The organism is Jeotgalibaca sp. MA1X17-3, assembly GCF_021513155.1.
Classification (GTDB): Bacteria; Bacillota; Bacilli; order Lactobacillales; family Aerococcaceae; genus Jeotgalibaca.
The window spans coordinates 1,039,763-1,065,579 of the sequence record NZ_CP090983.1 but is presented as its reverse complement, the minus strand read 5'-3'; the positions used below and the strand labels follow the sequence as shown (position 1 = coordinate 1,065,579).

27 protein-coding genes, 1 tRNA gene, 1 pseudogene and 1 riboswitch are annotated in these 25,817 nt (G+C 35.2%); of the genes and pseudogenes, 7 read left to right on the top strand and 22 right to left on the bottom strand.

The features are described 5' to 3' along the window. Positions 1–3: 3 nt before the first annotated feature. On the bottom strand, positions 4–552 hold the full coding sequence (locus tag LZ578_RS05295; protein ID WP_235146261.1) for a transcription repressor NadR: 549 nt from the start codon (positions 550–552) through the stop codon (positions 4–6). A 159-nt stretch (positions 553–711) separates the two neighbouring features. Here LZ578_RS05295 and LZ578_RS05290 point away from each other — a divergent pair, with 159 nt between their 5' ends. Then, positions 712–1,155 (top strand): GNAT family N-acetyltransferase, encoded by a 444-nt coding sequence (locus LZ578_RS05290; protein ID WP_235146260.1) that lies wholly within the window; start codon positions 712–714, stop codon positions 1,153–1,155. Between the two features lie 12 nt (positions 1,156–1,167). After that, positions 1,168–1,389, top strand: coding sequence for a hypothetical protein (locus LZ578_RS05285; protein ID WP_235146259.1), 222 nt, complete (start codon positions 1,168–1,170; stop codon positions 1,387–1,389). Positions 1,390–1,426: 37 nt separating this feature from the next. On the opposite strand, the gene LZ578_RS05280 is transcribed toward LZ578_RS05285, so the two are convergent. The 3 genes from LZ578_RS05280 to LZ578_RS05270 form a co-directional block, all read right to left on the bottom strand. Then, a complete protein-coding gene (locus LZ578_RS05280) occupies positions 1,427–2,107 on the bottom strand; it encodes a YrrS family protein (RefSeq protein WP_235146258.1) in 681 nt (226 codons plus the stop codon). 81 nt (positions 2,108–2,188) lie between these two features. Beyond that, positions 2,189–2,644: a threonine/serine exporter family protein gene (locus tag LZ578_RS05275; RefSeq protein ID WP_235146257.1), complete on the bottom strand. Its 456-nt coding sequence runs from the start codon at positions 2,642–2,644 to the stop codon at positions 2,189–2,191. Further along, a complete protein-coding gene (locus tag LZ578_RS05270) occupies positions 2,641–3,411 on the bottom strand; it encodes a threonine/serine exporter ThrE family protein (protein ID WP_235146256.1) in 771 nt (256 codons plus the stop codon). Before LZ578_RS05270 ends, LZ578_RS05275 begins: the two co-directional genes overlap by 4 nt. Before the next feature lie 238 nt (positions 3,412–3,649). Next, positions 3,650–3,752: riboswitch (TPP riboswitch) on the top strand. A 64-nt stretch (positions 3,753–3,816) separates the two neighbouring features. Between LZ578_RS05270 and thiT the strand changes: the two genes are divergently transcribed. The 3 genes from thiT to LZ578_RS05255 all read left to right on the top strand — a co-directional run bounded on the left by thiT (position 3,817) and on the right by LZ578_RS05255 (position 5,555). Then, positions 3,817–4,392, top strand: a complete 576-nt coding sequence (gene thiT, locus LZ578_RS05265) for an energy-coupled thiamine transporter ThiT (RefSeq protein WP_235146255.1) — start codon at positions 3,817–3,819, stop codon at positions 4,390–4,392. Positions 4,393–4,505: 113 nt separating this feature from the next. After that, positions 4,506–4,588, top strand: a tRNA-Leu gene (locus tag LZ578_RS05260). A 109-nt stretch (positions 4,589–4,697) separates the two neighbouring features. Continuing rightward, positions 4,698–5,555 carry a metallophosphoesterase gene (locus LZ578_RS05255; RefSeq protein WP_235146254.1) on the top strand — a complete coding sequence of 286 codons (858 nt, stop codon included), beginning with the start codon at positions 4,698–4,700 and terminating at the stop codon, positions 5,553–5,555. A 32-nt stretch (positions 5,556–5,587) separates the two neighbouring features. Here the strand turns inward: LZ578_RS05255 and LZ578_RS05250 are convergent. The 4 genes and pseudogenes from LZ578_RS05250 to LZ578_RS05235 form a co-directional block, all read right to left on the bottom strand. Then, positions 5,588–6,432, bottom strand: a pseudogene (locus LZ578_RS05250) (DegV family protein). A gap of 61 nt (positions 6,433–6,493) precedes the next feature. Next, positions 6,494–6,943 carry a SprT family protein gene (locus LZ578_RS05245; protein WP_235146253.1) on the bottom strand — a complete coding sequence of 150 codons (450 nt, stop codon included), beginning with the start codon at positions 6,941–6,943 and terminating at the stop codon, positions 6,494–6,496. Between the two features lie 86 nt (positions 6,944–7,029). Beyond that, positions 7,030–9,207: a Tex family protein gene (locus tag LZ578_RS05240; protein ID WP_235146252.1), complete on the bottom strand. Its 2,178-nt coding sequence runs from the start codon at positions 9,205–9,207 to the stop codon at positions 7,030–7,032. Between the two features lie 60 nt (positions 9,208–9,267). Continuing rightward, complete coding sequence (locus tag LZ578_RS05235) at positions 9,268–10,011, bottom strand: metallophosphoesterase family protein (RefSeq protein WP_235146251.1); 744 nt, start codon at positions 10,009–10,011, stop codon at positions 9,268–9,270. A gap of 254 nt (positions 10,012–10,265) precedes the next feature. On the opposite strand from LZ578_RS05235, the gene LZ578_RS05230 reads away from it, so the two are divergent. Then, on the top strand, positions 10,266–11,738 hold the full coding sequence (locus tag LZ578_RS05230; RefSeq protein ID WP_235146250.1) for an NCS2 family permease: 1,473 nt from the start codon (positions 10,266–10,268) through the stop codon (positions 11,736–11,738). Positions 11,739–11,995: 257 nt separating this feature from the next. Beyond that, positions 11,996–14,668, top strand: a complete 2,673-nt coding sequence (locus LZ578_RS05225) for a cation-translocating P-type ATPase (protein ID WP_235146249.1) — start codon at positions 11,996–11,998, stop codon at positions 14,666–14,668. Between the two features lie 50 nt (positions 14,669–14,718). Here the strand turns inward: LZ578_RS05225 and gorA are convergent, their stop codons facing one another. From gorA to gcvT, 14 genes are all read right to left on the bottom strand, one after another. Further along, the gene (gene gorA / locus LZ578_RS05220; protein ID WP_235146248.1) at positions 14,719–16,068 is read right to left on the bottom strand and encodes a glutathione-disulfide reductase; all 1,350 of its coding nucleotides are present in this window, start codon (positions 16,066–16,068) and stop codon (positions 14,719–14,721) included. Between the two features lie 95 nt (positions 16,069–16,163). Further along, on the bottom strand, positions 16,164–16,442 hold the full coding sequence (locus LZ578_RS05215) for a hypothetical protein (protein ID WP_235146247.1): 279 nt from the start codon (positions 16,440–16,442) through the stop codon (positions 16,164–16,166). Then, complete coding sequence (locus tag LZ578_RS05210) at positions 16,436–16,729, bottom strand: hypothetical protein (protein ID WP_235146246.1); 294 nt, start codon at positions 16,727–16,729, stop codon at positions 16,436–16,438. Before LZ578_RS05210 ends, LZ578_RS05215 begins: the two co-directional genes overlap by 7 nt. A gap of 24 nt (positions 16,730–16,753) precedes the next feature. Next, positions 16,754–17,323 carry a chromate transporter gene (locus LZ578_RS05205; RefSeq protein ID WP_235146245.1) on the bottom strand — a complete coding sequence of 190 codons (570 nt, stop codon included), beginning with the start codon at positions 17,321–17,323 and terminating at the stop codon, positions 16,754–16,756. Position 17,324: 1 nt separating this feature from the next. Beyond that, complete coding sequence (locus LZ578_RS05200) at positions 17,325–17,549, bottom strand: chromate transporter (protein ID WP_235146244.1); 225 nt, start codon at positions 17,547–17,549, stop codon at positions 17,325–17,327. A gap of 5 nt (positions 17,550–17,554) precedes the next feature. Further along, on the bottom strand, positions 17,555–17,899 hold the full coding sequence (locus tag LZ578_RS05195) for a chromate transporter (protein ID WP_235146243.1): 345 nt from the start codon (positions 17,897–17,899) through the stop codon (positions 17,555–17,557). 187 nt (positions 17,900–18,086) lie between these two features. Then, a complete protein-coding gene (locus LZ578_RS05190; RefSeq protein ID WP_235146242.1) occupies positions 18,087–19,289 on the bottom strand; it encodes a hypothetical protein in 1,203 nt (400 codons plus the stop codon). A 12-nt stretch (positions 19,290–19,301) separates the two neighbouring features. After that, positions 19,302–20,126, bottom strand: a complete 825-nt coding sequence (locus tag LZ578_RS05185; RefSeq protein ID WP_235146241.1) for a hypothetical protein — start codon at positions 20,124–20,126, stop codon at positions 19,302–19,304. Further along, on the bottom strand, positions 20,123–21,175 hold the full coding sequence (locus LZ578_RS05180) for an ATP-binding cassette domain-containing protein (protein ID WP_235146240.1): 1,053 nt from the start codon (positions 21,173–21,175) through the stop codon (positions 20,123–20,125). Before LZ578_RS05180 ends, LZ578_RS05185 begins: the two co-directional genes overlap by 4 nt. 300 nt (positions 21,176–21,475) lie before the next feature. Continuing rightward, positions 21,476–21,889 (bottom strand): hypothetical protein, encoded by a 414-nt coding sequence (locus LZ578_RS12605; RefSeq protein WP_311198602.1) that lies wholly within the window; start codon positions 21,887–21,889, stop codon positions 21,476–21,478. Positions 21,890–21,960: 71 nt separating this feature from the next. Continuing rightward, positions 21,961–22,938 (bottom strand): aminomethyl-transferring glycine dehydrogenase subunit GcvPB, encoded by a 978-nt coding sequence (gene gcvPB, locus LZ578_RS05175; RefSeq protein WP_311198601.1) that lies wholly within the window; start codon positions 22,936–22,938, stop codon positions 21,961–21,963. Then, positions 22,925–24,286, bottom strand: a complete 1,362-nt coding sequence (gene gcvPA, locus LZ578_RS05170; RefSeq protein WP_235146239.1) for an aminomethyl-transferring glycine dehydrogenase subunit GcvPA — start codon at positions 24,284–24,286, stop codon at positions 22,925–22,927. The genes gcvPB and gcvPA overlap by 14 nt, the downstream gene beginning before the upstream one ends. A 4-nt stretch (positions 24,287–24,290) precedes the next feature. Further along, on the bottom strand, positions 24,291–24,677 hold the full coding sequence (gcvH, locus tag LZ578_RS05165) for a glycine cleavage system protein GcvH (RefSeq protein ID WP_235146238.1): 387 nt from the start codon (positions 24,675–24,677) through the stop codon (positions 24,291–24,293). A gap of 19 nt (positions 24,678–24,696) precedes the next feature. Next, a complete protein-coding gene (gene gcvT, locus LZ578_RS05160) occupies positions 24,697–25,803 on the bottom strand; it encodes a glycine cleavage system aminomethyltransferase GcvT (protein ID WP_235146237.1) in 1,107 nt (368 codons plus the stop codon). Positions 25,804–25,817: the final 14 nt, after the last annotated feature.

Genomic DNA, 25,817 nt, shown 5'->3' with positions numbered 1-25,817 from the left:
TTTTCATTTTTTCTGTTGATAGAGGATTCCTGCCTCATCTAATTCCCGCTTAATTCGAATAAAAGTCTGTTCATCTTCACACTGAATGGTGTGCAGATGAATCCCATCTGTTAATGAAGCTAGCAGGGTAGTATTTTGCTCTTTTACTTTTTTCATAAATTCTTTTATATCATGACGAGAACGAATTCGTAAGGAACTGGAAATACTTCCATACAATGGATGATCTACTTCTACATTCGTAGTTTCCCCACCATTATCTACAATGATTTGGAGTTCTTTTTCTGTTTCTTCAACAGAATGTAAACAAACAATTTTGCCTATATACTTTCCAGAATGACTACTTTTCTTTTGCTCATATATATAGCCACGCGGAGTCGAAATAATATCCTGCCCTTCTGCTCGAAGAAGAGCGATATCGCCTACAATAACTTGCCGACTTACATCAAAAAGTTTAGCAATTTTTTTTGCAGGAATCGGCTCTTCTTGTTTTTTCAAAATAAGAATGATTTCGTTTCTTCTTTTCAAAGGTTCCATTTTTTCTCCCCGTTTCATTTCATTTTCTCTCTATTACCTGATGATAGCATTTTTTTGTATATTTTTCCTATAAGTGGTACTATTGACCATTCCTTTTTAGTCATTTAAAATAGATAGAAGGAATAATTTTTATAATTTTTTATTCAGATTCCTAAAATAAATAAAGGGGATACAAGAATGATTGAATTAAAAAATATCACTCAAAAAGATATAGATACTTGCCTTTCTCTTTCCGTTGCACCTTGGCAAGAAAAGTTCGCTGCTCCTATTGCGGATAGCCTTGCACGTGCCTATGTTAATCCTGATCATTTAATTCCTTTAATCATTCATTTAGATGGAGTACCGATTGGTTTTCTTTTATTTCATCTCTATCCCAAAACAAATAATATTTTGTTACAAGAATTTTTAATTGACCGGCATTTCCAATCAAAAGGGTACGGTACAGATGCTCTTAGAAAGTTTGTCGAATATGCAGAACAAATCAAACCATTTCAAACACTATATACGATAACTGCTATTGGTAACACTTGGGCAAAACACACTCTGGAGTATGCAGGTTTTATGCGTGGTGCAGTTGATATAGAAGAACGTGCCATTGAGATGGTATATATCCTACAATAAGAAGGTGAACGAGTGAAACCAGAACATTACGATGCGTATAACGAGTGGAGAGAAACCATGCTTTCTTTTCAAGATGATCTATTGGACGATTCAGAAGCTGACTTTGCAATATGGGATGCAGCTGATCATCAAGCTAGAGATGATTTCAATTTATTTCTTGCAGCTAAAGTATTTGATCCAGTGAGTTTTTCTGAAATGAAAGCATTGGAAGTCCAATATGATTCAGAACATTAAAAAAGAGGTTGGGACTTTTTTGGGTCCCAACCTCTTTTTAACGAATGACTGTATACAATTCTTCAACTCTGTTTACTTTCCAACCTTCATTAGGTACCCATTGGAGATACACTTTGTAAATCATTCCAGTAGATGACTGTGTAATGGTAGAAGTAACTCTTTGGACACCATCATTCCTTGTATCATTTCCTACCCAGTTTACAATCATATCGTTCCCGTTAACACCCGTTACTTGAGATACTGCTTCTTTTATTTCAAGACGATCCTGACTGCCATCTTCATAACTGGTAACATGGGGCTCACTTTGTTTGGTTCCAATAGGTTCCCAATTTGCCACTATAGCTTTTTTCACATTTGAATCATTGGTTTCAACCTGTTTTTCTTCTAAATCTTTTTCTTTCTCTTCATTAGCAGCTTCTTCTTTATCTGATTTTTGAGAAGAAGATTCTGCTACTTGTGTTTCAGAACTGGTAACGGATTCTTGGGAACTATCGGTACCAGAATTTTTATTAATCATACTGAACTCATTTTGATCACTCGCACCTGCTACTTGATTTGGATCTTCATTAGAACCACCCAAGAAATAATTGAATACAAGAGCTAGTACTAAAAGACCAGCCAATCCTATCGATAGTTTTACAAGCATATTAGGATTTTCATTACTTTTATAGCGTTCTTTTCTAGTTTCATTCTGATTTTCATTATTATTATTAGACATTTTATTTTAACTCCTTTCCGATCTATCCTACCATATTTTGGGTTACTACTTTTTATTTTTTTCATTACAGATATGTTTCATTTACTCAGTTTCTTTAGACTTCCTCGTGCTTTTAATTCGATTATACAATCCATAAACGGAGTCTACCATAAAAATAGCAACTGCTATTGAGCCAGAAATTAATAATGTTTCATTTAAATACATTTGAGCTTCCCCATAGTTCCCATCAATAAAAGCAAACACAGCTTGATACAGTCCCGCTCCGGGAACAAGTGGAATAAATCCTGAAAGAAAGTACACCGTTGCAGGAGTTTTTAATTTTCTAGCGAAGTAATGAGACAAGACAGAAATAGCCAAACCAGCTATTAAGGTTGCCGGAACTTTATTCATGATTTCTAAGCTTATTAGATAAACAAACCATCCAATTGCACCAGTAGTTGCAGCCATTAAAAGAGAACGCTTTGGAGATTCTAGTATGACTGCAAAAAAATACACCGCAATAAAAGCAACAAAAGATTGTATGATAATCGTAATCATGATAGTAATTGCCCCCCTAAAATAAGACCCGTACCAATTCCAATTGCAATAAAGATCGCAATCATTAATGCTTCTAAGATTTTCGCTCCACCAGACATATAATCTCCTCGGAAGATATCACGGACTCCAATTGTTAATGCTGTTCCAGGAACCAGTGGCATAATAGCTGAGATGATTAAGATATCGTCTTGAATAGGATAAGGAGTATATCTAGAAATAATCGTTGCTAATAAAGCAATAACGAAACTCGCTACCATGTCTAAGATAAAAGGCTTTACTCTCCAACTTCGTCCAAAATGAATCATAATTGAAACAGCAATCGAAATGGGCAGTATCGAAATAAACTCATTTTTTCCACCATCAAACATAAGCACAATTGCTTGGATAAACCCTATAATTGCTATATCACGTTGGAATTCATTATATTGTATTTCATCAATATTTTGTAACAAATCATAGGCTTGATGAACGGTGATTACTCCTTCTGTAAGTCTCCTTGAAACATCATTTACTTTCGTTATTTTATTTAAATTTACAGTACGATTCGAGATTCTTTTAACCACTGTTATCGCATGCATATGAGGACTGTCCAGAGTGGCGATCAGACCCGTTGTCAACGCCAACGCATCAATCATTTCTAAATTTGTAATCTGAAGAATTCTTGTTACCGTATCTTCAACTCGGTACGTTTCTGCATTACTCTCTAGCATAATTTTACCAGCAAGTACTGCGGTATCCATATATAATTCATAATCCATCTCTGGCATTTAATCTTCCCCTTCCCTTGTTTGTTCCATTGTATAGTATAACTGAAATGAAGCTTCAATTCCTTTCATTTTACAATATTGGTCATGATATCGTTTTATTGTTTGATTACTCCTTATTTATCCATGTTCATCTATTAGAAAACATTCAAAGTTTATATGGAGTCTAATTTTTAATACCCTCTTCCTATCTTGATTTAATTTTAAGCCTATGCTACGATGTATGTAATTGAATAGAACGCTTATCACAAAGGGGTGCCGTTACTGGCTGAGATTGAATGAAAATTCTAACCCTTGGAACCTGTTTCGTTAATTCGAACGTAGGGATTGTGTGAGTCGAGAACACGTAAAGTATTCTCCTCCTTTGTTATAGGTCTGTTTTATCAAATAACAAAGGAGGTTTTTTTTATGTCAAAAAGTTTAAATATTTGGATTGAAGGGACTATTATTGCTGCTCTTGCCACTGTCTTGTCATTTGTACCTTTTAATATTGGTCCTAGTTTTTCTGTAACAGTTGGTGCTCCCGTAATAGTTTTATATTGTTTGCGTCGTGGTTTAGTTCCTGGTTTAATTGCTAGTTTTTTGTGGGGGATTTTACATATCTTTGTAGGGAACGCTTCTATACTAACACCTTTACAAGGATTCATTGAATATTTTGTTGCATTTGGTTTTACTGGATTTGCTGGACTTTGGGCAAAACCTGTTCAAGAATCAGTAGAAAAAAGAGATTGGAAACGTTCCTCTATCCTCATTGTGGTTGCTACAGTAGTAGGAACCATTGCTCGTTATTTCTGGCATACCATTGCTGGTTACTATTTTTGGGGTCAATATGCACCAGAAGGAATGAGTCCTTGGATCTATTCTATCCTATTGAATAGCGCTAGTGCTTTGGCAACTGGAGGATTTACTATTTTAATTTTAGTGGTTATTTCACAAACAACCTCACAATTATTTACTCCAAAACGTACCCATTTCGGATACTAATAAAAAAGGATCGAGACTTTTCTCGGTCCTTTTTTTATAAATAAATTTGTCCTTGCTACACGTAACTCTTTGTTGACAGAAAAGGAAACTACTTTTATAATAGAGAAGTTACTGCGGTCATGGCGGAATGGCAGACGCGCCAGCTTGAGGGGCTGGTGGGAGAAATCCCGTGGAGGTTCAAGTCCTCTTGGCCGCATATAAATAAGTTTCCAAAAAAAACAGAGCTACTGCATGGAGTGAATATTTCACTACCATTCAGTAGTTTTTTTATAAATGTACGTATCTTACAATAGGTAGGCGAGTATATGAAAAATAAAAAAAAGGTTCTACTCACTCTAGTAAGTCTTACAATAGGATTCATTCTTTTCTTCTATTGGCAAAATAATTCAATAACAACTCATGAAATAGAATTTAAAAACAGTGATATTCCAGAAGCATTTGAGGGTTTTAAAATTTTACATCTATCTGATCTTCATAATAAAGAATTTGGAACAAAACAAGATGGTTTACTTACAAAAATAGAACATATAGATCCAGATCTCATCGTAATAACTGGAGATTTAATTGATTCAAATCGCCCTAACTTAGATATTGCAATGGATTTAATTAAGGAAGCAATTAATATTGCTCCTATCTATTATGTTTCTGGAAACCATGAGGCATGGTCCGGGTTATACGATGAACTTAAAAATAACTTAGAAGCAAATGGGGTTATTGTTTTAGATAATCAAGCAGATGAATTCCATCATCATCTTGATTCAATTCGTATAGTAGGTTTATCTGACCCTTCTTTTACTGAAAGAGATTGGAAGGACCATAATGATTCAATACCTATAGAAGATACGTTGAGTAATTTAATAGAAGATGATACCACGTTCACCATTCTACTTTCACATCGACCAGAATTATTTGAATGGTATTCAAAAGAAAAAATTGATCTAGTTTTTTCTGGGCATGCTCATGGTGGTCAAATTAGAATTCCTTTTATGGGAGGACTCATTGCTCCTAATCAAGGTTTGTTCCCTTCATTAACAGAAGGGATTCATACTAAAAACAATACTTCCTTGATTATTAGTCGTGGACTAGGCAATAGTATTATTCCTGTAAGAGTATTTAATAGCCCCGAATTAATTGTCGTTACTTTATCAAAAAACACCAAATGAAAAGAGCTGGGACTTTTATCCCAACTCTTTTTTTATGATTCATATTGTTCTAAAAAAGTGACCCCCATCGTCCCTAGCCCTGTATGGGTAGCAATTGTAGCTCCCACCGGTCGAACAACAAGCTCTTCATATTTAAAACGACTCTCCATCGCTTCCATCAGTTTTATTTTCATATCTTCCTCATTGCTATAAACAATTCCAACGGTTTGATTTTCAATTTGATCGGCTCTAGTTTCAACAATTTCCACGAGCCGTTTGAGTAATCGCTTTTTCCCTCTGACTTTTTCTATAATTTTTACTTCTCCATCTACTACTTCTATTATGGGATTAATTTGTAGCATCGATCCAATAGCCGCTTGGGATTTTGAAATTCTTCCACCTTCAGCTAAGTAGTTCAAATCTGAAACGGTTAAAAGGGTAACTAAATGATCGGCGATGAAACGAATTCGTTCTTCTATTTCATCTATGTTTTTCCCATTATTTTTCATTTTTAATGCGTTAACAACTTGTACTCCGGTACCTAACGAAGCGGTCTTGGAATCGATAATTCGAAGGTCGAAATCAGGATATTCTTCAAGAATTGCTTTGTAAGCAACCAAAGCCGTATCATAGGTTCCTGATAATTTTGATGAAATTGCAATGTAAATGCCACTTTCTTTTTTTGCGCTAATTCATAAAACATTTTTAAGTATTTTGCTACAGGGACTTGGCTCGATTTAGGATGAATTCCTTGTGCGATACTTTGATAAATTTTATCTGGTTGCAATTCTAATACATCTTGATACTCTTCTTCTTTTAAATGGATTTGTAAAGGAAACAAGTGAATATCATTTTCATTTAAAAAGTCTAAACCCAAATCACTAGTTGAATCACACATCAGTTTCACGATTAAAATTTTCTCCCTTTTTTTAGTTAGTAATATAAAGAAATTCTAACTCTCATTTTTGATGAATTAACTTCCCTTTGCATTTTCCACATACATATTTATTAAGATCTATTCTTTTTTTACGTTGGTAAGTTTGACTGCATTCCGAACAAACATAAAGGAGATATTTCTTTTTTTCTAATTCGGTTCGTAAATTATTAACAAAGCGACTCCCTCCTGTTTGAGCGAGTAACTGTTTAAAATCTAGATCTTTATGTTGGTAGCCTTTATTAGCTAGATGAAGATGATAGTGGCAGAGTTCGTGTTTAATCACTCCAATTAGCTCTTTTTCTCCATACAAACTCCAAACACGGGGATTAAATTCTAAATGATGACTCTGTAACAAGTAACGTCCTCCTGTTGTCCGAAGTCGATTATTAAACAAAGCTTGATGTGAAAAAGGAATGGAAAAAAATTCAATAGATATTTTCTCAACAAGTAGTTGTAACTCAGCTTGATTCATGATAACTCCTTTTCGATTATGAGAAAAAATCATAGATAAATGAACAATCGACTCCTTTTTAATAAAGTCGATTGTTCTATTATTTATTAATGATTAGGTAGCATCGTTAAAGCAATTCTTCCCTTATCTCTATCTACAGATTCAATCCAAACAGTCACAATATCCCCTACTCCAACTACATCAGATGGATGCTTAATGAATTTTTGACTTAATTTAGAGATGTGCACCAATCCATCTTGTTTTACTCCAATATCAACAAATGCACCAAAATCAACTACATTTCGAACGGTTCCTTGCATCTCCATGCCTTCTTGTAAATCTTCCACATTCAATACATCTTGTCGAAGAAGAGGCTGCGCGATATCATCTCGTAAGTCTCGACCCGGTTTGGCTAATCCTTGAAGAACATCATGTAAAGTTTCTGTTCCTAATCCAGTCAAGTCCATTGCTTCCTGTTTGTTTAAGGTAGCTAATGCTTCCCTCGCTTCTTGGGTTCCAACATCTTCCATTTTTAACCCTGCTAATTTCAAAATTTCTTTTGCAGCTGGATACGTTTCTGGATGAATATCAGTATTATCCAAAATGTTTTTACCATCTACAATTCGTAAAAACCCAACTGATTGTTGAAATGCTTTTGGACCTAATCGAGCAACCTTTTTTAATTGCGGTCGAGCTGTAAAGGCTCCATTCTCTTCCCGATACTGCACAATATTAGTTGCAATGGTTTTGTTTAGACCAGAAATATTTTGTAAAAGCGGTGCACTTGCGGTATTCAAATTCACCCCTACTTGGTTTACTGCTGTTTCCACTACAAAATCTAATCGTTCTGTTAATTGCTTTTGTGACACATCATGCTGATATTGACCGACTCCAACGGATTGAGGATCAATTTTCACCAATTCCGCTAAAGGATCCTGAAGCCGACGAGCAATACTGACCGCACTTCGTTCTTCCACTTGGAAATCTGGAAACTCTTCTCTAGCAATATCACTAGCAGAATAAACGGATGCACCCGCCTCGTTTACAATCACATAATAAACTGGATGATCTAAAGCTTTTATTTGTTCAGAAACAAATAATTCTGATTCCCTACTAGCTGTTCCGTTTCCAATCGCAACCATTTCTACTTGATATTCATTCAAAAGTTGTAAGAAAGCCTTCCCTGCTGCTGCTCGTTTGGCATCATTTGCCGGTTTATGCGGATAGATGACACTCTTTGCTAGTACTTTTCCAGTAGCATCCACAATCGCTAATTTACATCCTGTACGGTATGCCGGATCAAACCCCATCACAACTTTCCCTTTCAAAGGTGGTTGTAAAAGTAAATTGCGAAGATTGTCTCCAAAGACGTTAATAGCTTGTTCTTCAGCTAATCCTGTCAACTCATTTCGAATTTCTCTTTCAATTGCTGGACCAATAAAACGTTGATAACTATCTTCATATGCCTTTTGTAAATGAGGAACTAAGGGACTATCAGAATCTAGAATGATATTTTTTTCAAACATTCTAAATATATTCTCAGTCTCTACATCCAAGCTTACTTTTAGAATCCCCATTTTCTCTCCACGATTGATAGCCAGCATCCGATGCGGAGCCATCGATCGTACTGGTTCAGAATATTCGTAGTACATTTCAAAAACATCTTTTTCATCTTTGTCCGTATTTTTTACGCTACTAGAAATATTTGCATTTCTTCTAGTGTATTCTCTTATTTTTTCTCTGTATATGGCATGATCACCAATTACTTCAGCCAAAATTTCATGAACTTCATTCAACACATCTTCTATTGTATTTAATTCATTTTCTTCAGAGATAAATTCTTTTGCTTTCTCTTCTATAGAAGGTTGTTTTGAAAAAGTAAACATCCACTCTGCCAAAGGCTCTAAACCTTTTTCTCTTGCGATGGTCGCTTTCGTTCTTTTCTTTTGTTTATAGGGACGATATAAATCTTCTATCTTTTGCATTTTTTCAGCAGCCATAATTTTCTTTTCTAATTCAGGAGTTAACTTATCTTGTTCCCCAATGATTCGAATGACTTCTTGTTTACGGCTTTGTAATTGAGTAAGATACGCATTTCGACTTTCAATTTCACGAATTTGTACTTCGTCCAAGGTCCCCGTCATTTCTTTACGGTATCTTGCAATAAAAGGAACGGTATTCCCTTGTTCTAATAAGTCTAGTACTGCATCAATTTGCTTGGAACTATAGTCACTTAATTCTTTTTTTAATAGTTGGAGGACTGTTTCATTTGTTAGTTCTGTCATTTATCTTCTATACACCCTTTCGAATCCTTCTTCTATACGAAGAGATTCTCCATTTCAAACTCAAGAATATTGATTCATGATTAACTGATTTTCTTCATTTTTACTTATCCTATAATGATTCTTTATGCCCTCTTTGTCAAATATAACACCATGTAAACTTCCGCCAAAGACTGCTCCGCCATCTATTGCAATCTTATTGTCTTCCATCCAAATTTGAGAGTTTTTTTGGTCATCGTGAAATACAAAAGTTGGAGTATGACCAAATACAATTATTTTCCCTGTATTATTTTTTCCTTCATGGAATGGTTCTCGAATCCACAAAAAGTCTCGTGAATCTGTATCTTGCCAATTGTCTTTGGATAAATCTACCCCCGCATGAACAAATAAATACGTTCCCCATTCATAATAGAGCGGCATTCTTTTAATGAAAGCAATTAAATCAGGATATTGTTTTTTGATTTTCTCTGCTAGATCAATTGGGGTTATTTGTGATATATCTTCCCCACCTAATAGAGTTTGGATTGTTTTTCCACCACCATTCAAATAATAATTAGCAGCGTACTGATCCGGTGAATCGAGGAAGTTTAGAAGGATATCTTCATGATTTCCTTTTACACAAATTGCTCCTTGTTGCTCACAAAGATCTTTTACTAGTAGAAAACACTCTTTTGGATTCTCACCACGATCACCTAAATCTCCTACAAAAAGTAATTGCTGTTCTACTGGATTCCAAAATTTTAAAAGTTCTTTCAACATTGAAATTTCTCCATGTACATCTCCTACTGCAAAAATTTCTTTTTTCATTTTGAGTCCTCCTTCATCTTCATCATCTATATCTTATCATATTTATTCAAGAACTCTGTAAGCCTTTCCCACTCTCAAATCACCCTAAACACGAACAATTAGAGTTTTTTTAATAAAAACATTCATTTTTAGTATTGAATGTATCCTAGCGTTCCTATATACTGAACGAGTGCTGTTGGGATACTGAACATTGTCTTTATTCTTATTTTTTTACCTAAACACACAAAAAAATGTAAAAGGGGTTTTTCTTAACCATGTTAAATGTAGAAAAATTTTTTAAATTGAAAGAGTTGGATACTACCGTATCTACTGAGTTCATGGCTGGAGTCACTACGTTCTTTGCAATGTCTTATATCATTTTCGTTAACCCAGCTATTCTATCTCTAACAGGAATGCCTAGTCAGGCAGTATTCCTAGCAACGATCATTTCTGCAGCAGCCAGCACTTTGTTGATGGGATTATTTGCTAATGTGCCTTATGCTTTAGCACCGGGTATGGGGTTAAATGCCTTCTTTACATATACAGTTGTATTTGCACTTGGCTTTACTTGGCAGCAAGCTCTTGCAATGGTGTTCTTATGCGGAATCGTAAATGTAATTATTACCATAACTAAGTTTAGAAAAATGATTATTAAATCTATTCCAGAATCATTACAGCATGGAATTAGTGCGGGTATTGGAGTATTCATCTCTTATATTGGAATTAAAAATGCTGGCTTCCTAGAATTTACTTCTGATGTTGGAAATATTCTTTCCGTTAATGGAACTACATTTGATCCAAGTACTGAAGCGTATTCTGGCGGAATTGGCACGTTTGTTACTAGTGGTGGAATTGTTCCTCAATTAGTAGACTTCACTCAACGCCCTGCAATTCTTGCCTTGATTGGACTTATTGTTACGATTATTCTTCTTGTAAGAAATGTACGAGGTGCAATTCTTATTGGAATTGTTGTCACAACTCTTTTGGCTATTCCAATGGGCATTGTGTCTATTACACCGGAAGTTTTATCCGCAAACTCTCTAGGAACTGCGTTCTCTGAGTTAGGTACAACATTTGGTGCGGCTTTTGGGAAAGAAGGGATGCTTTCTTTGTTTAACGATCCTAATAGACTTCCTCTTGTTTTGATTACAATATTCTCTTTCAGTCTTTCTGATACATTTGATAGCATTGGCACATTCATCGGAACAGGCCGTCGTACTGGTATTTTTTCTGAAGAAGATGAGCTTATGTTAGAAAGTGGTTCTGGTTTTAAAACTAAAATGGATAAAGCTTTGTTTGCAGATTCTATTGGTACGATTCTTGGATCCATATTTGGTTCCTCTAACGTAACTACTTTTGTAGAAAGTGCAGCTGGAATTGGCGCTGGAGGTCGTAGTGGTTTGACTTCTGTTGTTGTAGCGGGTCTATTCGTTATCAGTGCATTCTTTGCTCCTTTAATTGGAATCGTTCCTGCAGCCGCAACTGCACCTGCTTTAATTATTGTTGGAATTATGATGATGTCTTCGTTTAAAGAAGTAAACTGGACGGACTTGGAAGATGCTGTTCCGGCATTCTTCGCTTCTATCTTCATGGGACTTTCCTACAATATTTCTTATGGGATTGCTGCTGGCTTCATTTTTTATGTAATTGTTAAAGTAGTTAAAGGAAAAGCGAAAGAAATTCATCCTATTCTTTGGGGAGCAGCTGGACTTTTCTTACTTAACTTTGTTATGATGGCTTTTCTTTAATAATTAAGACATTATTAGTTGCGTAGAAAAATAAAAACCTTTATAATTGACTCGAGTGTTAAAGTAAATATCTCCATAGGGGAGTAACTAGCAGTTCCGACTGTGGTAGCATCAACAATAAGTAGAGTCTTCACTGTTCTGCTGGTGTTATCTTAAATAGTGAGACTTATGCAAATAGAAATGTTCCGTAGGTACATTTCACTGCATAAGTCTCTTTTCTTTTAACTCTAAAAAACGAAAAACAAGGAGGAAAAATATTGTCAACAGAACAAGTAAAGAAAATATTTTATGCTCAAGATGAAGCAACTGTTCTTCAAGAATTAGAAACGACAAAAGAAGGATTATCAGATGCAGAGGCGTCTAAGCGAATTACAGATTTTGGTCCAAACTCTATCGAATTAGGTAAGAATCGAACATTACTTCAGAAATTCTTGGATCAATTCAAAGACTTTATGATTCTTGTATTATTATTTGCTGCAATCATTTCAGCTACTGTTGGTGGTGAAATTGCAGATGCGATCATTATTCTTGCGGTTGTCATTATTAATGCTTTCCTAGGTGTCTTCCAAGAACAAAAAGCAGAGGAAGCAATCGAAGCCTTACAAAAAATGGCTTCTCCACTAGCTAACGTTCGTCGTAACGGAAGAATGGTTCAACTGAAGTCAGAAGAAATTGTTCCTGGTGATATCATTGTTTTGGAAGCTGGGAATGTGGTACCTGCTGATATGCGTCTGTATGATATCAGTTCATTGAAGGTTGAAGAAGCTGCGCTTACTGGAGAATCTGTACCTGTTGATAAGAAATTAGAAATAGTACCTGAAAATGCACCTTTAGGAGACCGAAAAAATATGGCCTTCTCTTCTACCAATGTTACTTATGGTCGTGCTGAAGGAGTAGTCGTAGGAACGGCTATGAATACTGAAGTGGGTAAAATTGCTCATATGCTTCAAAATACAGAAGAAAAGAAAACCCCTCTTCAACAAAATCAAGATCAACTTGGTAAATTCTTGACGATTCTAATCTTGGTTATTGCCGTTGTTATGTTCTTTATTGGTATTTATTCTGGTCAAAGAACATGGTTAGAGATGTTAATGGTTTCGATCTCTGTTGCTGTCGCTGCTATACCAGAAGGATTACCTGCCATCTCTACTATCATCCTTGCATTAGGAACTCAAAAAATGGCAAAAAGAAACGCTTTAGTTCGTAAGTTACCTGCAGTTGAAACACTAGGTGGTACAGAAATTATTTGTTCTGATAAAACAGGTACCTTGACTCAAAATAAAATGACGATTGAGAAAGTTTACTATAATGGTCAGGTTCATGATTCTACTGAAGAAATTGATTTAACTCTACCTTTAGTAAAAACGATGAACTTTGCAAATGATACTAAAATTTCTTCTGATAATTCCTTAATTGGAGATCCAACTGAAACTGCTTTAGTTCAGTTCTCCTTAACAAAAGGATTTAATATCGAAGATGAGTTAGAAGTAACTCCTCGTGTAGGAGAGGTACCTTTTGATTCAGATCGTAAATTAATGTCTACTATTCATCCAGATCAAGATCGTTTTACCGTTTATACAAAAGGGGCACCAGATGAACTCTTGAAGCGCTGTACCTCTATTGTTAAAAATGGAAAAGTTACTCCTCTTACAGAAGCTGATCGAAATGAAATCCTGGACTCGAACCATAGCATGGCTATACAAGCACTACGCGTGTTAGCAATGGCCTACAAATCGATTGATACTGTTCCAGAAGAAACTACTTCTCAAACAGTAGAACAAGACTTAATTTTTGCTGGTTTAGTTGGAATGATTGACCCAGAGCGTCCAGAAGCTAAAATGGCTATTGCAGAAGCTAAACAAGCAGGAATCCGTACGATTATGATTACTGGTGATCACAAAGATACAGCTTCCGCTATTGCTAAACGCTTAGGAATCTTAAATAGCGAACATACAGATAATTCTGTTATAACTGGTTCAGAGTTGGATGCAATTCCACAAGAAACCTTTCTTAAAACGGTTCAAGAGTACGCTGTTTATGCACGTGTTTCTCCAGAACATAAAGTACGAATCGTAAAAGCTTGGCAAAGTCAAAACAAAGTAGTAGCAATGACAGGTGATGGTGTAAATGATGCTCCTTCCTTGAAACAAGCTGATATCGGAATAGGAATGGGAATCACTGGAACTGAAGTATCAAAAGGTGCTTCTGATATGGTTTTAGCTGATGATAACTTCGCTACGATTGTCCATGCAGTTGAAGAAGGACGTAAAGTATTCTCCAACATTCAAAAAGCAGTTCAATATTTACTTTCTGCTAACTTAGGTGAAGTTTTAACTCTCTTTATTGCTACCTTATTAGGTTGGCACATCCTAGAACCAATTCATTTGCTATGGATCAACTTAGTTACTGACGTGTTCCCTGCAATTGCATTGGGGTTAGAAGAAGCAGAAGAAGATATCATGGAGCAAGCTCCTCGTGGGAATTCATCTAATTTCTTCTCAAATGGAGTTATGGCTAGTTTAGTTTATCAAGGGATTTATGAAGGTGCTATTACTTTATTTGTCTTCTGGCTTGCTACCTTCCATTACGGATGGGACCTTCATATTGGTGAAGCAATGGCATTCTTAACACTTGGATTTATTCAATTGTCCCATGCCTTTAACTGTAAATCAGTATTCAAATCACTATTCTCTATTCGTCCATTTGGAAACAAACAATTTAACTTAGCTATACTCGTTTCACTTGTTCTGATGTTGGTGGTAGTATTCACACCTGGTTTAAATACCATTTTTGGAATCTATGACATGACTGGACAACAGTGGATGATTATTATTCTTGCAGCATTATCTGTTATACCTTTTGTGGAGATTGCTAAAGCAATCTTACGTGGAATTGGTTATGACGATAAAGTAAATAAACTAAAAATGTAATAACAAAAAAGGGTTTCGGAATTAATCATTCCGAAACCCTTTTTTTATTGTTATCTCATCGTTACAAATTCTTCTGCTCCAGTTGGATGAATAGCAACTGTATCATCAAAGTTTGCTTTTGTAGCACCCATCTTGACTGCTACTGCAAAACCTTGAATCATCTCATCTACACCAAAACCAATTCCATGCAATCCAACGATTTTTTCTTCTTCACCTACACAAACTAATTTCATTCGTACTGCTTGACGATGGCTTGTAACGGCTGAGTACATCGAAGAAAATGAAGATTGGTATGTAGTTACTTTTTCTGCACCAAATTGACCAATTGCTTGGCCTTCACTTAAACCAATTGTTCCAATTGGTGGATGACTGAAAATAACCGTAGGAATATTTGTATAATCTAATTTTTCATTTGGTTTATTATTAAATAATCGTTCAGAAAGTCTTCTTCCAGCTGCTATAGCCACTGGAGTTAGCATTTGATTTCCTACTACATCTCCCAAGGCATAAATACCTTTTGCATCTGTATTTTGATATTCATCAACGATAATAAATCCATTTTTATCTAATTTTACATCTGTTGCATTCAAGTTCAAGCCATTTGTATTTGGTCCTCTTCCGATCGCCCAAATAATTTTATCGAAGCTTTCTTCTCTTCCATCATCGGAAACCAAAGTAAAAGTACCATCTTCATTTTTTCTAGCTTCTTTAGGATTAAAGTGCGTGTGTAACGTTGGTCCATCTTTTTTCATTTCTTCCACTAATCCATCTACTATATAAGGGTCATAGCTTCGTAAAGGACGATCATGACGTACAAAAATGTGAGCATCCACACCTAATGTATTTAATACTCCAGCTAATTCAACTGCAATATATCCTGCTCCAACTATTCCAACTTTTTTAGGTAACTCTTTCCATTCAAAGAAGTCATCTGAGGTTTCACCAAATTCACAACCTGGAATAGATGGCACTAACGGATAGGCTCCTGTAGCTATTAAAATATGTTTCGCCCGAATTTTTTCTCCGCCGACTTCAATCGTGTTTGAATCAATAAATGTAGCATGTCCATAGATTACTTCTACATTTCGACGCTCAAATCCTGCATCATAAGAGTTTCTAGACCGTTCGATATATGCATCTCTATTTTTTAAAAGAGTCTGGAAATCAAACGTAGTATCATTGCTAGTAAATCCATAGTCGGGGCCATATTTATGAATTGCATCAGATACCTCTGCTGCATACCACATAATTTTCTTTGGGACACAACCAATATTTACACAAGTTCCCCCCAGTAAGTCTTTTTCGATTACAGCAGTTTTCGCTCCATGTTCCGCAGCACGGTTCATTGTAGCAATTCCTCCGCTTCCTCCACCAATTGAAATAAAATCAAATTCTCTCACATATTTCTTCCTCTCTATTACTTATTGGGTAACACTTGAATGATCATTAACGATTATATTTTATCTTTTTATAATACTTTCCTATCTTACTCTATCTATCCTCGATTTTCTAACCATATGCAATTCAAGGTTTGTGACGCTGGAACGATGGCATCATATTTCCCATGATTATCATAGGCTTTAAAGTATAGTTTACCCTCTTCATTATATCCATATGCGTAGACGAGCAGCCAATGGTTTTTATAAGAACTATTAAAAAGAATGGTCGTACCTACTACAACAGGAACTGGATCACTCCCACCTAAAATTTGTGGAACGATTCTTTCGGAAATAATCCCAGTGTTTACTTTCCAAAAGGGAATATCTTTTAGCATTTTTTTAATCCATATGCCACATCCCAAATAAACGTTCCTTTATATGGCATGAAGTCATCGACTACAGTCTGCATCCCTTTCAATAAGGAATCTCTCTTTAAACTTCTTTTGGTTTTTTGATAGACTGCATCATGCAACAATACTGCACTAGAATACGTACCACAGATTCCTGGATTCACCTTATTGATCCATCCACGATACTTTCGAAAACGCGAGGATGGTAAACCTATCCATTGTTCAGGTAGATCTTCTTTTTTTAAATAATTCGATTTTTTTTTATGATCCATTTTAGAAATACCTCTGTCTTCCATCTATAATAATCCTACAAATGACAGCAAAACCCCTATAACTCCGCAAATGAAAATAATCAAAATAGAATCTACTTTCCATTTTCGTAAAGCTACAGTAGCAGAAACTAGTATAATCAATGCGACCATATTAATATTTACTCCAAGAAGAGAAATTCCTCCCGTTTGAAAGATTGCTGGCACTAATAAAGAAGCACCGGCTGATCCAATCAGTGCGACAACAGCGGGACGTAATCCTGCTAGTATTCCTTGCATCGTATCTACACTTCGATACTTATAATAAATTTTTGCTAAGATGATTGCAATGATAACGGAAGGAGTAATCGTTCCTAGTGTAGCTGCTATTGAACCTAATAACCCAGCTACTTTCGTACCTACAAAAGTAGCTGCATTAATCGCGATAGGTCCAGGAGTAATTTGAGAAATAGTAACAATATCCGTGTACTCTTGAAGAGTGATCCATCCTTGGCTACTTACAACTTCATTCTCGATTAAAGGTAAAGATGCATACCCACCACCGATTGTAAAAAGGCCAATTTTGAAAAATGAATAAAACAGTTTCAAATAAATCAAGTTATACTCCCCCTCTCTTCACTTTCCACATATTATTAAAGAAGCCTAGTAATCCTGCTACCACAATAATTAAAATAATATTCAACTTAAATACAAATCCAGCTAAAAATGCACCAACTAAAATGATAGCATTGACAACATCTTTCGTCTTTAAAACTTCTTTGGCCATATTAAAAACTACATTTAAAATAACAGCAACTACACCAATCTGCATTCCAAACATCATTGCTTCTACAATAGGATTGTTTTGAAACTGCATATAAAAAAAGAAATAATGGTAATAATAAATAACGGTGGACTAACCGTTCCTAAAACGGTTGTGAGCGCTCCTGATAATCCTGCAATACGATATCCAATTAATATGGACGTATTCACAGCCAAAACTCCTGGCATCGATTGTCCGATTGCCACTAAATCCAGCATTTCTTCTGTTTCAATCCAACCCAAATCTTCTACAAATTTCTTTTGCATTAAAGGAACAATCACGTATCCTCCACCCACTGTAAAGGCACTCAACACAAAGGTAGATTTTAATAATGTCCAGTACAGAGATCCTGTTTTTTCTTTTCTTTCCATCTAGAATTTTCCTACTCTCTCCGATTATATATATAATAGCAATCGTTATTTTACCAAACTTATTACGCAATGTAAAAATTGCTACATGTAAAATTAGATAAAAAAAGAGAGCAGGACAAAAGGCATTTAAGAAAATGATTAAGAAATAGAAAAAAGCTGAGACAAATGTCTCAGCTCTTTTCTACGTTTAGTCAAAATAAATGGAATCAAAATAAATTTCTCGATCTTTTAATTCTTCTTTTGATTGATCTGTTAGTCCCATTGTGCCTTCAAAGTTTTTTTCAAAGCGATCCAAATTTACTACTACGATTCCTATCGTAGAATGTTCGGACTCCATATATGTTTGAGTAATCAATAGTTTCGAATCTTGTTTTACTATATGAAAGTACGGTTCTTCTGAAAATGTATTTGATTGTATTGGAATGATCTTTTCATTAATCAATTTCTGATTTTCTACATCATAAATGGTTACTTGGAAATGCTCTTCGCTCTTCTCAACGAAGATTACATTTCCATCGCCTACTACGTAGCGAATATGATTATCTGTTAGTTCATATGGAAGAAAAATTTTTTCCGTATCTTTTGTCTCAGGATTGTAGATTTGGTAATCATTTTCAATTTTTTCATCCTGCCACTCTTGTCCTGCTACTTCTTCATACAGATAGCTTCGTTTATTTAAAAGGAATTTCGGATTTTCTGTATCTAAAACTTCAATATATAAAGTAGTATCCCCAGACCAATAATCAAAAGAATCACTCGCTTGAATCTCATCAACTATTTCCCCTGTTTCCCAATTATATATATACGTATTGTATTTTTGTGTTTGAGCTGTATTTACGTAAGCTTGAATAGCCAAATAAGGTCCTGCCTTAGAAATATTGTGATAAGAAATAAATTCAATTTCATCCAAAGACTCAATATTTATTTCTTTAGTAGTTACTTCTTTTGTCGCTTTATCTAGTTTTTCTATTTGAATGGCAACTTTATTTTCTCCGTCTTTACTCCAATTTCTACTATAATCATTGGTATAAAAAAGATCGTCCTCTTCTTCCGTGAAATTATTATAGGAATATTGTTTCTTTCTCATAAATGTTCGATACTCGTTTTGCCATCTTTTCATGTCAGATGATTGATAGGTATAAATAGACCCTAACAAAACACTATCTAATCGCTTTGTCCCTTCCGGTGAGATGTCAAGAGACATAGAACCATCATTTTCTACGGCTGTTGTATAATGCAGGTTCTCAATTTCATTGAGATTTCCTTCGACTACTTTAAAATTAAAAGAACTTTTTTGTGGATCTGCCAAGAACGGTTGGGCATAATAGACTCCTAGTACAAACGTAAAAATAATACTGAGGAGAAGAATCGCTATTTTTTTATTTTTCATTCTTTTTTCTCCCTATACGTTTATTTTTTCATTAAGAAGTTTACGACTAACTAGAACAGAAATGATGAACAGAACTACCCCAAAAGCAATCATGAACATCAGTGTCTCTATAGGATACAAGTATTCAAACCAGCCTATTGCATATAATCCTCTAAATAATAAGATAATCCCTGCTACAATTCCCACATCTAATAGAATCCCTTTCCACTTGAAACTCAATTCGATTAGGATCATCATAAACACAGTAGCTAAAGCACTGATTCCCAATGTATAGTGAAGAATAAAATCAATAAGAGTGGTTGGTAGAATCATATAAAAAGGTTGGAAATAGAGCATAAATTGACGAAGACCATTCGTTTGATAAAGTTGTGCCGGTGTAATCATTACTAATAATTTTTCTTCTAAAATAATAAGAAGTAACTGAATCGCTAATAAGCCTAAAATCATAAATAAAAGAGTTATAAATTTAGATAAAAAGACGCTCATACGTGAACCGGGTAAGGTTAACAGACGATAAGAAAAACTATTTTTTCCAAGCCAATCACGATACCAAATCGCTACTGTATAAATTGCTAAAATAATAATTCCTAATACAATAGAAAAGAAATAATAGCTATTATTAGCAATCTCTAAAAATTGTAGAGGTCCATGTTCATTTAAAAAATCTACCGCATTTCCTTGGCTATTTTTTTGATACTCATTAAAAGTAGCCATAAAATGATTACGAGTCTGAAAAACAGCAAAGACTTGTAATCCAACAATCATGCCAATCAAGATCAGATAAGCATACTTAATTCGATCTAATTCATAAACAAGTAAATCTGTAAATTTTTTCACGATTGATACACCTCTCTCATTACATCGATGATTGATTTACCTTCTGTTTCACGAATTTCTTCTGCATAAAAATCTTTTTGAATTGCTCCCATTTGTAACATAACAACTCGGTCTAATAGAAACTCTACTTCTTCAATGTGATGGGTCGCTAGTAAAACTCCCTTATTAGTAATTAAATTGCTCGTAAATACTTCTAAAATTTGCTCTCGAGCAAACATATCTACTCCGGACAACGGTTCATCCATCAAAAAGTAGTCAGCATCTAGAGATAAACCTAACAAGAAATTAATTTTTGCTTGATTCCCTTTTGAATAATCTTTTAATTTTTCATCCGGATTTAATTTAAAAAAGCTAATTAATTCAGTGGCTTTATCTTTATTCCAATTTTGATAGTAGATTTCCATAAAATTCATTGCTTCTTGAATATTCATATTTCCTGGCATCTTCAATGTATCAGGAATATAAGAAATTTTTTCAAACGATTGATGGGTTAATTTTTTTCCGTCTAATAAAATTTCGCCTTTATCAATTGGATTGAGCTGCATAATGCTATTCATTAGTGTCGTTTTCCCTGTTCCATTCAATCCAGTTATACAAGTAACTTCATTTGGCTTTATAGAAAAACTGATTCCCTTTAACACATTTTTATTTTTAAATGATTTATGTACATCACGAAGTTCAATCATTTTTTTCTCCTCTCCATACTTTTTTTGTAATAAGGGAATGATATCTTGTATTTCTAATCCCATTGGTTTTATAACCGCTATAAAATCATCTAGTGCCGTATGAATCATATCTTTGCGTAACATTTGTATGGTTGAACGATCTTCTGTAATTCTACTGGGAGAGTTCCCTTCTGTATAAATCAAGCCTTGTTCCTCCATTTCTTTATATGCACGCTGAGCTGTGTTGGGGTTTATTTTAAACAAAACAGCTAGCTCCCTTCGAGAAGGAACGTCACTACCTGGTTTATATTCCCCGTTCGCAATTCTTTCTTTAAAGTATGTAATAATTTGTTCATAAACGGGACTTCGGCGATTAAATTCCATGAGGTCTCATCCTCCTTTTCTCTATTTAGACATAGTGTATTAACAGACTAATACGTACACAACAAAAAAATAGTTGGCTACATTCTTATGTATTATATGGGTAGTACACTTCTTTGTCAATACAAAGAGAACCAAATAGAATTCTATTAGTAAGTCTATTTGATTCTCTATTATATATGGTTGTTAGTTGTTTTTTGAGTCTTGGACTTGCTTTAGAAGAGTCTGCTCATGTAAGAAGCAAGTCATTGTAGAGGAAAGATCGTTTTCTGACTATATTTTTTTAGATTCTTACGATTTTTATTAATCATAGTAATTTACTTTTACTTTACGAGCAGCTCTAGTTTCATCTAATCGGCTTACCGATTTATGATGAGGAGCTGTTTGCACTACTTCCGGATTTTCAATGGATTCTCTGGCAATTTTTTGCATCGTTTGGACAAATTCATCTAAAACTTCTTTTGATTCAGTTTCCGTTGGTTCAATCATCATTGCTTCTTCCACTACTAATGGGAAGTAAACGGTAGGAGCATAGAACCCAAAATCTAATAATCGTTTCGCAATATCCAGGGTTCGAACTCCTTGCTTTTTTTGTGTCTTTCCAGAAAGTACAAATTCATGCATACAAATTTGATCATACGGAAGTACATAATCTTTTTTTAATTGTTCTGAAAGGTAATTTGCATGTAAAACAGCACTTTCCGAAACCTTACGCAAACCGATTGGCCCCATCGTGCGAATATAAGTAAAGGCTCGAACTAATACACCAAAGTTTCCGTAGTAGCCTTTTACCCTACCAATTGAATCTGGATAATCATAAGATAAGTGATAGTTTTCTTCTTTTTTATAACTTGTGGTACCGGTAAAAAAGGAAGTAGATACTCTTTAACTCCTACTGGTCCCGCACCAGGTCCACCACCGCCATGTGGCGTACTAAATGTTTTGTGTACATTAAGATGAACGATATCAAAACCCATTAATCCTGGAGTTGTTTTAGCTAAAATAGCATTTAAGTTTGCTCCATCATAATATAGTAACCCTCCTACACCATGAATGATTTCTGCAATTTCTATAATATCTTTTTCAAATAAGCCAAGGGTGTTGGGATTAGTAAGCATTAGCGCGGCTGTATCTGGACCTACTTGTTGACGTAATACGTTTAAATCAACAAGTCCTTCCTTCGTTGAAGGGATGCTGACCACATCGTACCCTGCTATATATGCACTCGATGGATTGGTTCCATGTGCACTGTCTGGAACAAAAACTTTTTTTCGTTTGTATTCTCCATTTTTTTCATGATACGCACGAACCATCATCAAACCGGTCCATTCCCCTTGTGCCCCAGCAGCAGGTTGCAGAGAAATCCCACCCATACCGGTAATGACCTTCAAATCCTCTTGAAGCTCAAACATCAATTGTAAAGCTCCTTGAATGGTCTCTTCAGGTTGATAAGGGTGTATGTTAGCAAAACCATCTAGTCTTGCTGTTACTTCATTTATTTTGGGATTATATTTCATCGTGCAAGATCCCAACGGATAAAACCCATTTTCAATTCCGAAGTTATTCTGTGATAACCTTGTATAATGCCGCATCAATTGTAACTCACTGACTTCAGGCAATCTTGCTGGTTGTTTCCGAATCAAATGAGGAGCGATTTTTTTTGTTAAATCATATGTAGGAACATCCGATGTGGAAAGACTATATCCAATTCTACCTACTTTACTTTGTTCAAATAAAAGTGGATTTTCTTTTTTATTTTCGATCATTTTTCTGTCCCCCTAACGCTTCAACTAATCGATCCATTTCTTGTTTAGAACGCTTTTCTGTTGCACAAAGTAACATGTGCATGGGCATTCCATAGTCTTTTTCTAAACTATACCCACCCATTATTCCCACGTCTAATAACTGTTGATTCATTTTTTCAGCTTCTATTGGTAATTCCACTACAAACTCATTAAAGTAAGGACCATCATTATAGATCGAAAATCCTTTTTCAATCAACTTCTCTGCCAAGTAAGAGGCATTGTTAAAATTTAACTGAGCGATTTCTTGGATACCGTTCCTTCCTAATGCCGCCATACAAACAGCTGATTGCAAAGCATTCAGTGCTTGGTTCGAACTCATATAGGAAGTAGCCTTTTCTCGACGGATATGCTGCTCCCGTACTTGTAAAGCTAATACAAAACCGCGATTTCCTTTTGCATCTTCAGTTTCTCCTACCATCCTACCTGGAACTCTTCGGATATTTTTTTTAGTAACAGAAAAATATCCACAATGAGGTCCACCAAAAGACATTGGAATACCTAATGACTGAGTATCTCCCACAACAACGTCAGCTCCTAAATGTCCTGGAGCTTCTAGCAATCCTAGTGCCAATGGATTTGCTATTACAATCAGTTGGATGGAGGTTCCTTCTAACAATCGTTTAACAGCTTGAATATCTTCAATGGTTCCCAAAAAGTTAGGATATTGTATGGCAACTGCTGCAACTTCATCCGTGAGAGCCTTACTAAGTTTTTCTAAATCAGTACAATCTTTTAATAAGGGAATCTCTTCAATTTCTATTCCTCGACCAACTGCTGCGGTTTTAACAATGCTTCTTCCTTCTGGATGAATCCCCATAGATAATAAAACTTTATTTTTCTTTGTCACATTTTGAGCTAACCCAACTGCTTCTGATAAAGAAGTAAATCCATCATATAATGAAGAATTCGTAACTTCCATTCCTGTCAATTCACTGATCATCGATTGAAATTCAAAAATAGCTTGTAGCTCTCCTTGGCTGGCTTCTGCTTGATAAGGAGTATATGCTGTATAAAATTCAGAACGAGAAATAACCGCATCTACTACACTAGGAATGTAGTGATCATAGGTACCCGCACCTAAAAAGAATGGCATTTCAGTTGCAGAGATGTTTTTTTTCGCCATTTTTTGCATCATTTGAAGGAGTTTATACTCCGAGAGTGAATCTGGGATTTCTAAGTTATCTTTTAAACGGATTTCTGGAGGAATGGTTTGAAAGAGTTCTTTTATTGACTCGACTCCTACCACTTGAAGCATTACTTGTATATCTTCGGGAGTATCCGGTAAATACCGAAAAATTTCTGGATCCATAAACTTACTCCTCCTCTTCAACCAAAGTATTGTATTCTTCCTGGCTTAATAAACCTTCTAATTCAGCGGGATTAGCTAATGTAATTTCTACCATCCAGCCTTCATCAAGTGGAGAATCATTCACTACTTCTGGATTCTCATCTAGAGACTCGTTTTGTTTTACAATCATTCCAGTTACTGGTGTGTAAACTTCCGAAACTGACTTCACCGATTCAACTGTAATAATCTCTTCACCTGCAGTAACTTCTTTCAGACCTGCTGTATAATCAACAAAAACGATATCTCCTAATTGATTAGAAGCATGCTCCGTAATCCCTACACGCACGGTATTCTCTCCTACTAGACTTACCCACTCATGTTCTTTTGTAAAGTAGATTTTTGGTTGAGTCATTTTTATCTCTCCTAAGTTTTTATTTCAAAAAAGTTTTTTTAACAACTTCAGCTTGAATATATTTATTTCGAATTTCAATTTTTATTTTTGTGCCCATCTTTGAATAGGCTTCATCAATCAAAGCCATTCCAATCCCTTTATGTAAGGTGGGAGACATCGTTCCAGATGTTACCACTCCAATGTGCTGGTCTTCTTCTGAATAAACATTGTACCCATGGCGCGGAACCCCTCTCTCCAAAGTAATAAAGCCAACTATTTTTTGTGTTACTCCTACTTCTTTTTGTTTTAGTAATGCTTCTTTTCCTATAAAGGGAGATTCTTTTTTTAATTTCACCGCAAAGTTCAATCCTGCTTCTAAAGGGGTCTGTTCCTCTGATAATTCTTGTCCGTATAATGGCAGTCCAGCTTCTAATCGCAAGGTGTCACGAGCTCCTAATCCGCAAGGTAACCCGTCTATTTCGCGAATGGCATCAATAAAAAATTCCCATAATTCTCTCGTCTTTTTTGTATCAACATAAAGTTCAAATCCATCTTCTCCCGTATATCCCGTTCTTGAAATTAGAATGGAAGGAATCCCACTTATCGTTTGTTGAACTAAAAAATGATGACGTGATATATTTTTTAAGTCTGTATCAGTCATTTTTTGTACAATCATTTCAGCACTAGGCCCCTGAACAGCTATTAAGCCCATTTTCTCAGAAATATCTTTCAGTTCTACATTCCCTACCAGATATAGCTTCATCCACTCAAATACTTTTTTAGTATTACTAGCATTACAAACTAACATAAATTCTTCAGTACAGTAGCGATAGAGCATTACGTCATCTACTACTCCACCATTTTCTGTACACAGTAGATTATATTGCACAGAATAGTCCTGCATTTTTGAAACATCATTTGTTAACAGCCGATCTAAATATGTTTCTGCATTTGGACCTGTTATCATTATTTCACCCATATGAGAGCAGTCGAAGATTCCTACTTTTTCACGAACTGCTTCATGCTCTTTTAAAATACTTGAAAATTGAATAGGCATCGCCCACCCTCCAAAATCAGCTACCTTGATTCCTTGTTCTCGATAATAATTATAGAGTGGTGTTTGTTTTAAAGTTTGGTTTTCTACCACATTATTTTCCCCCT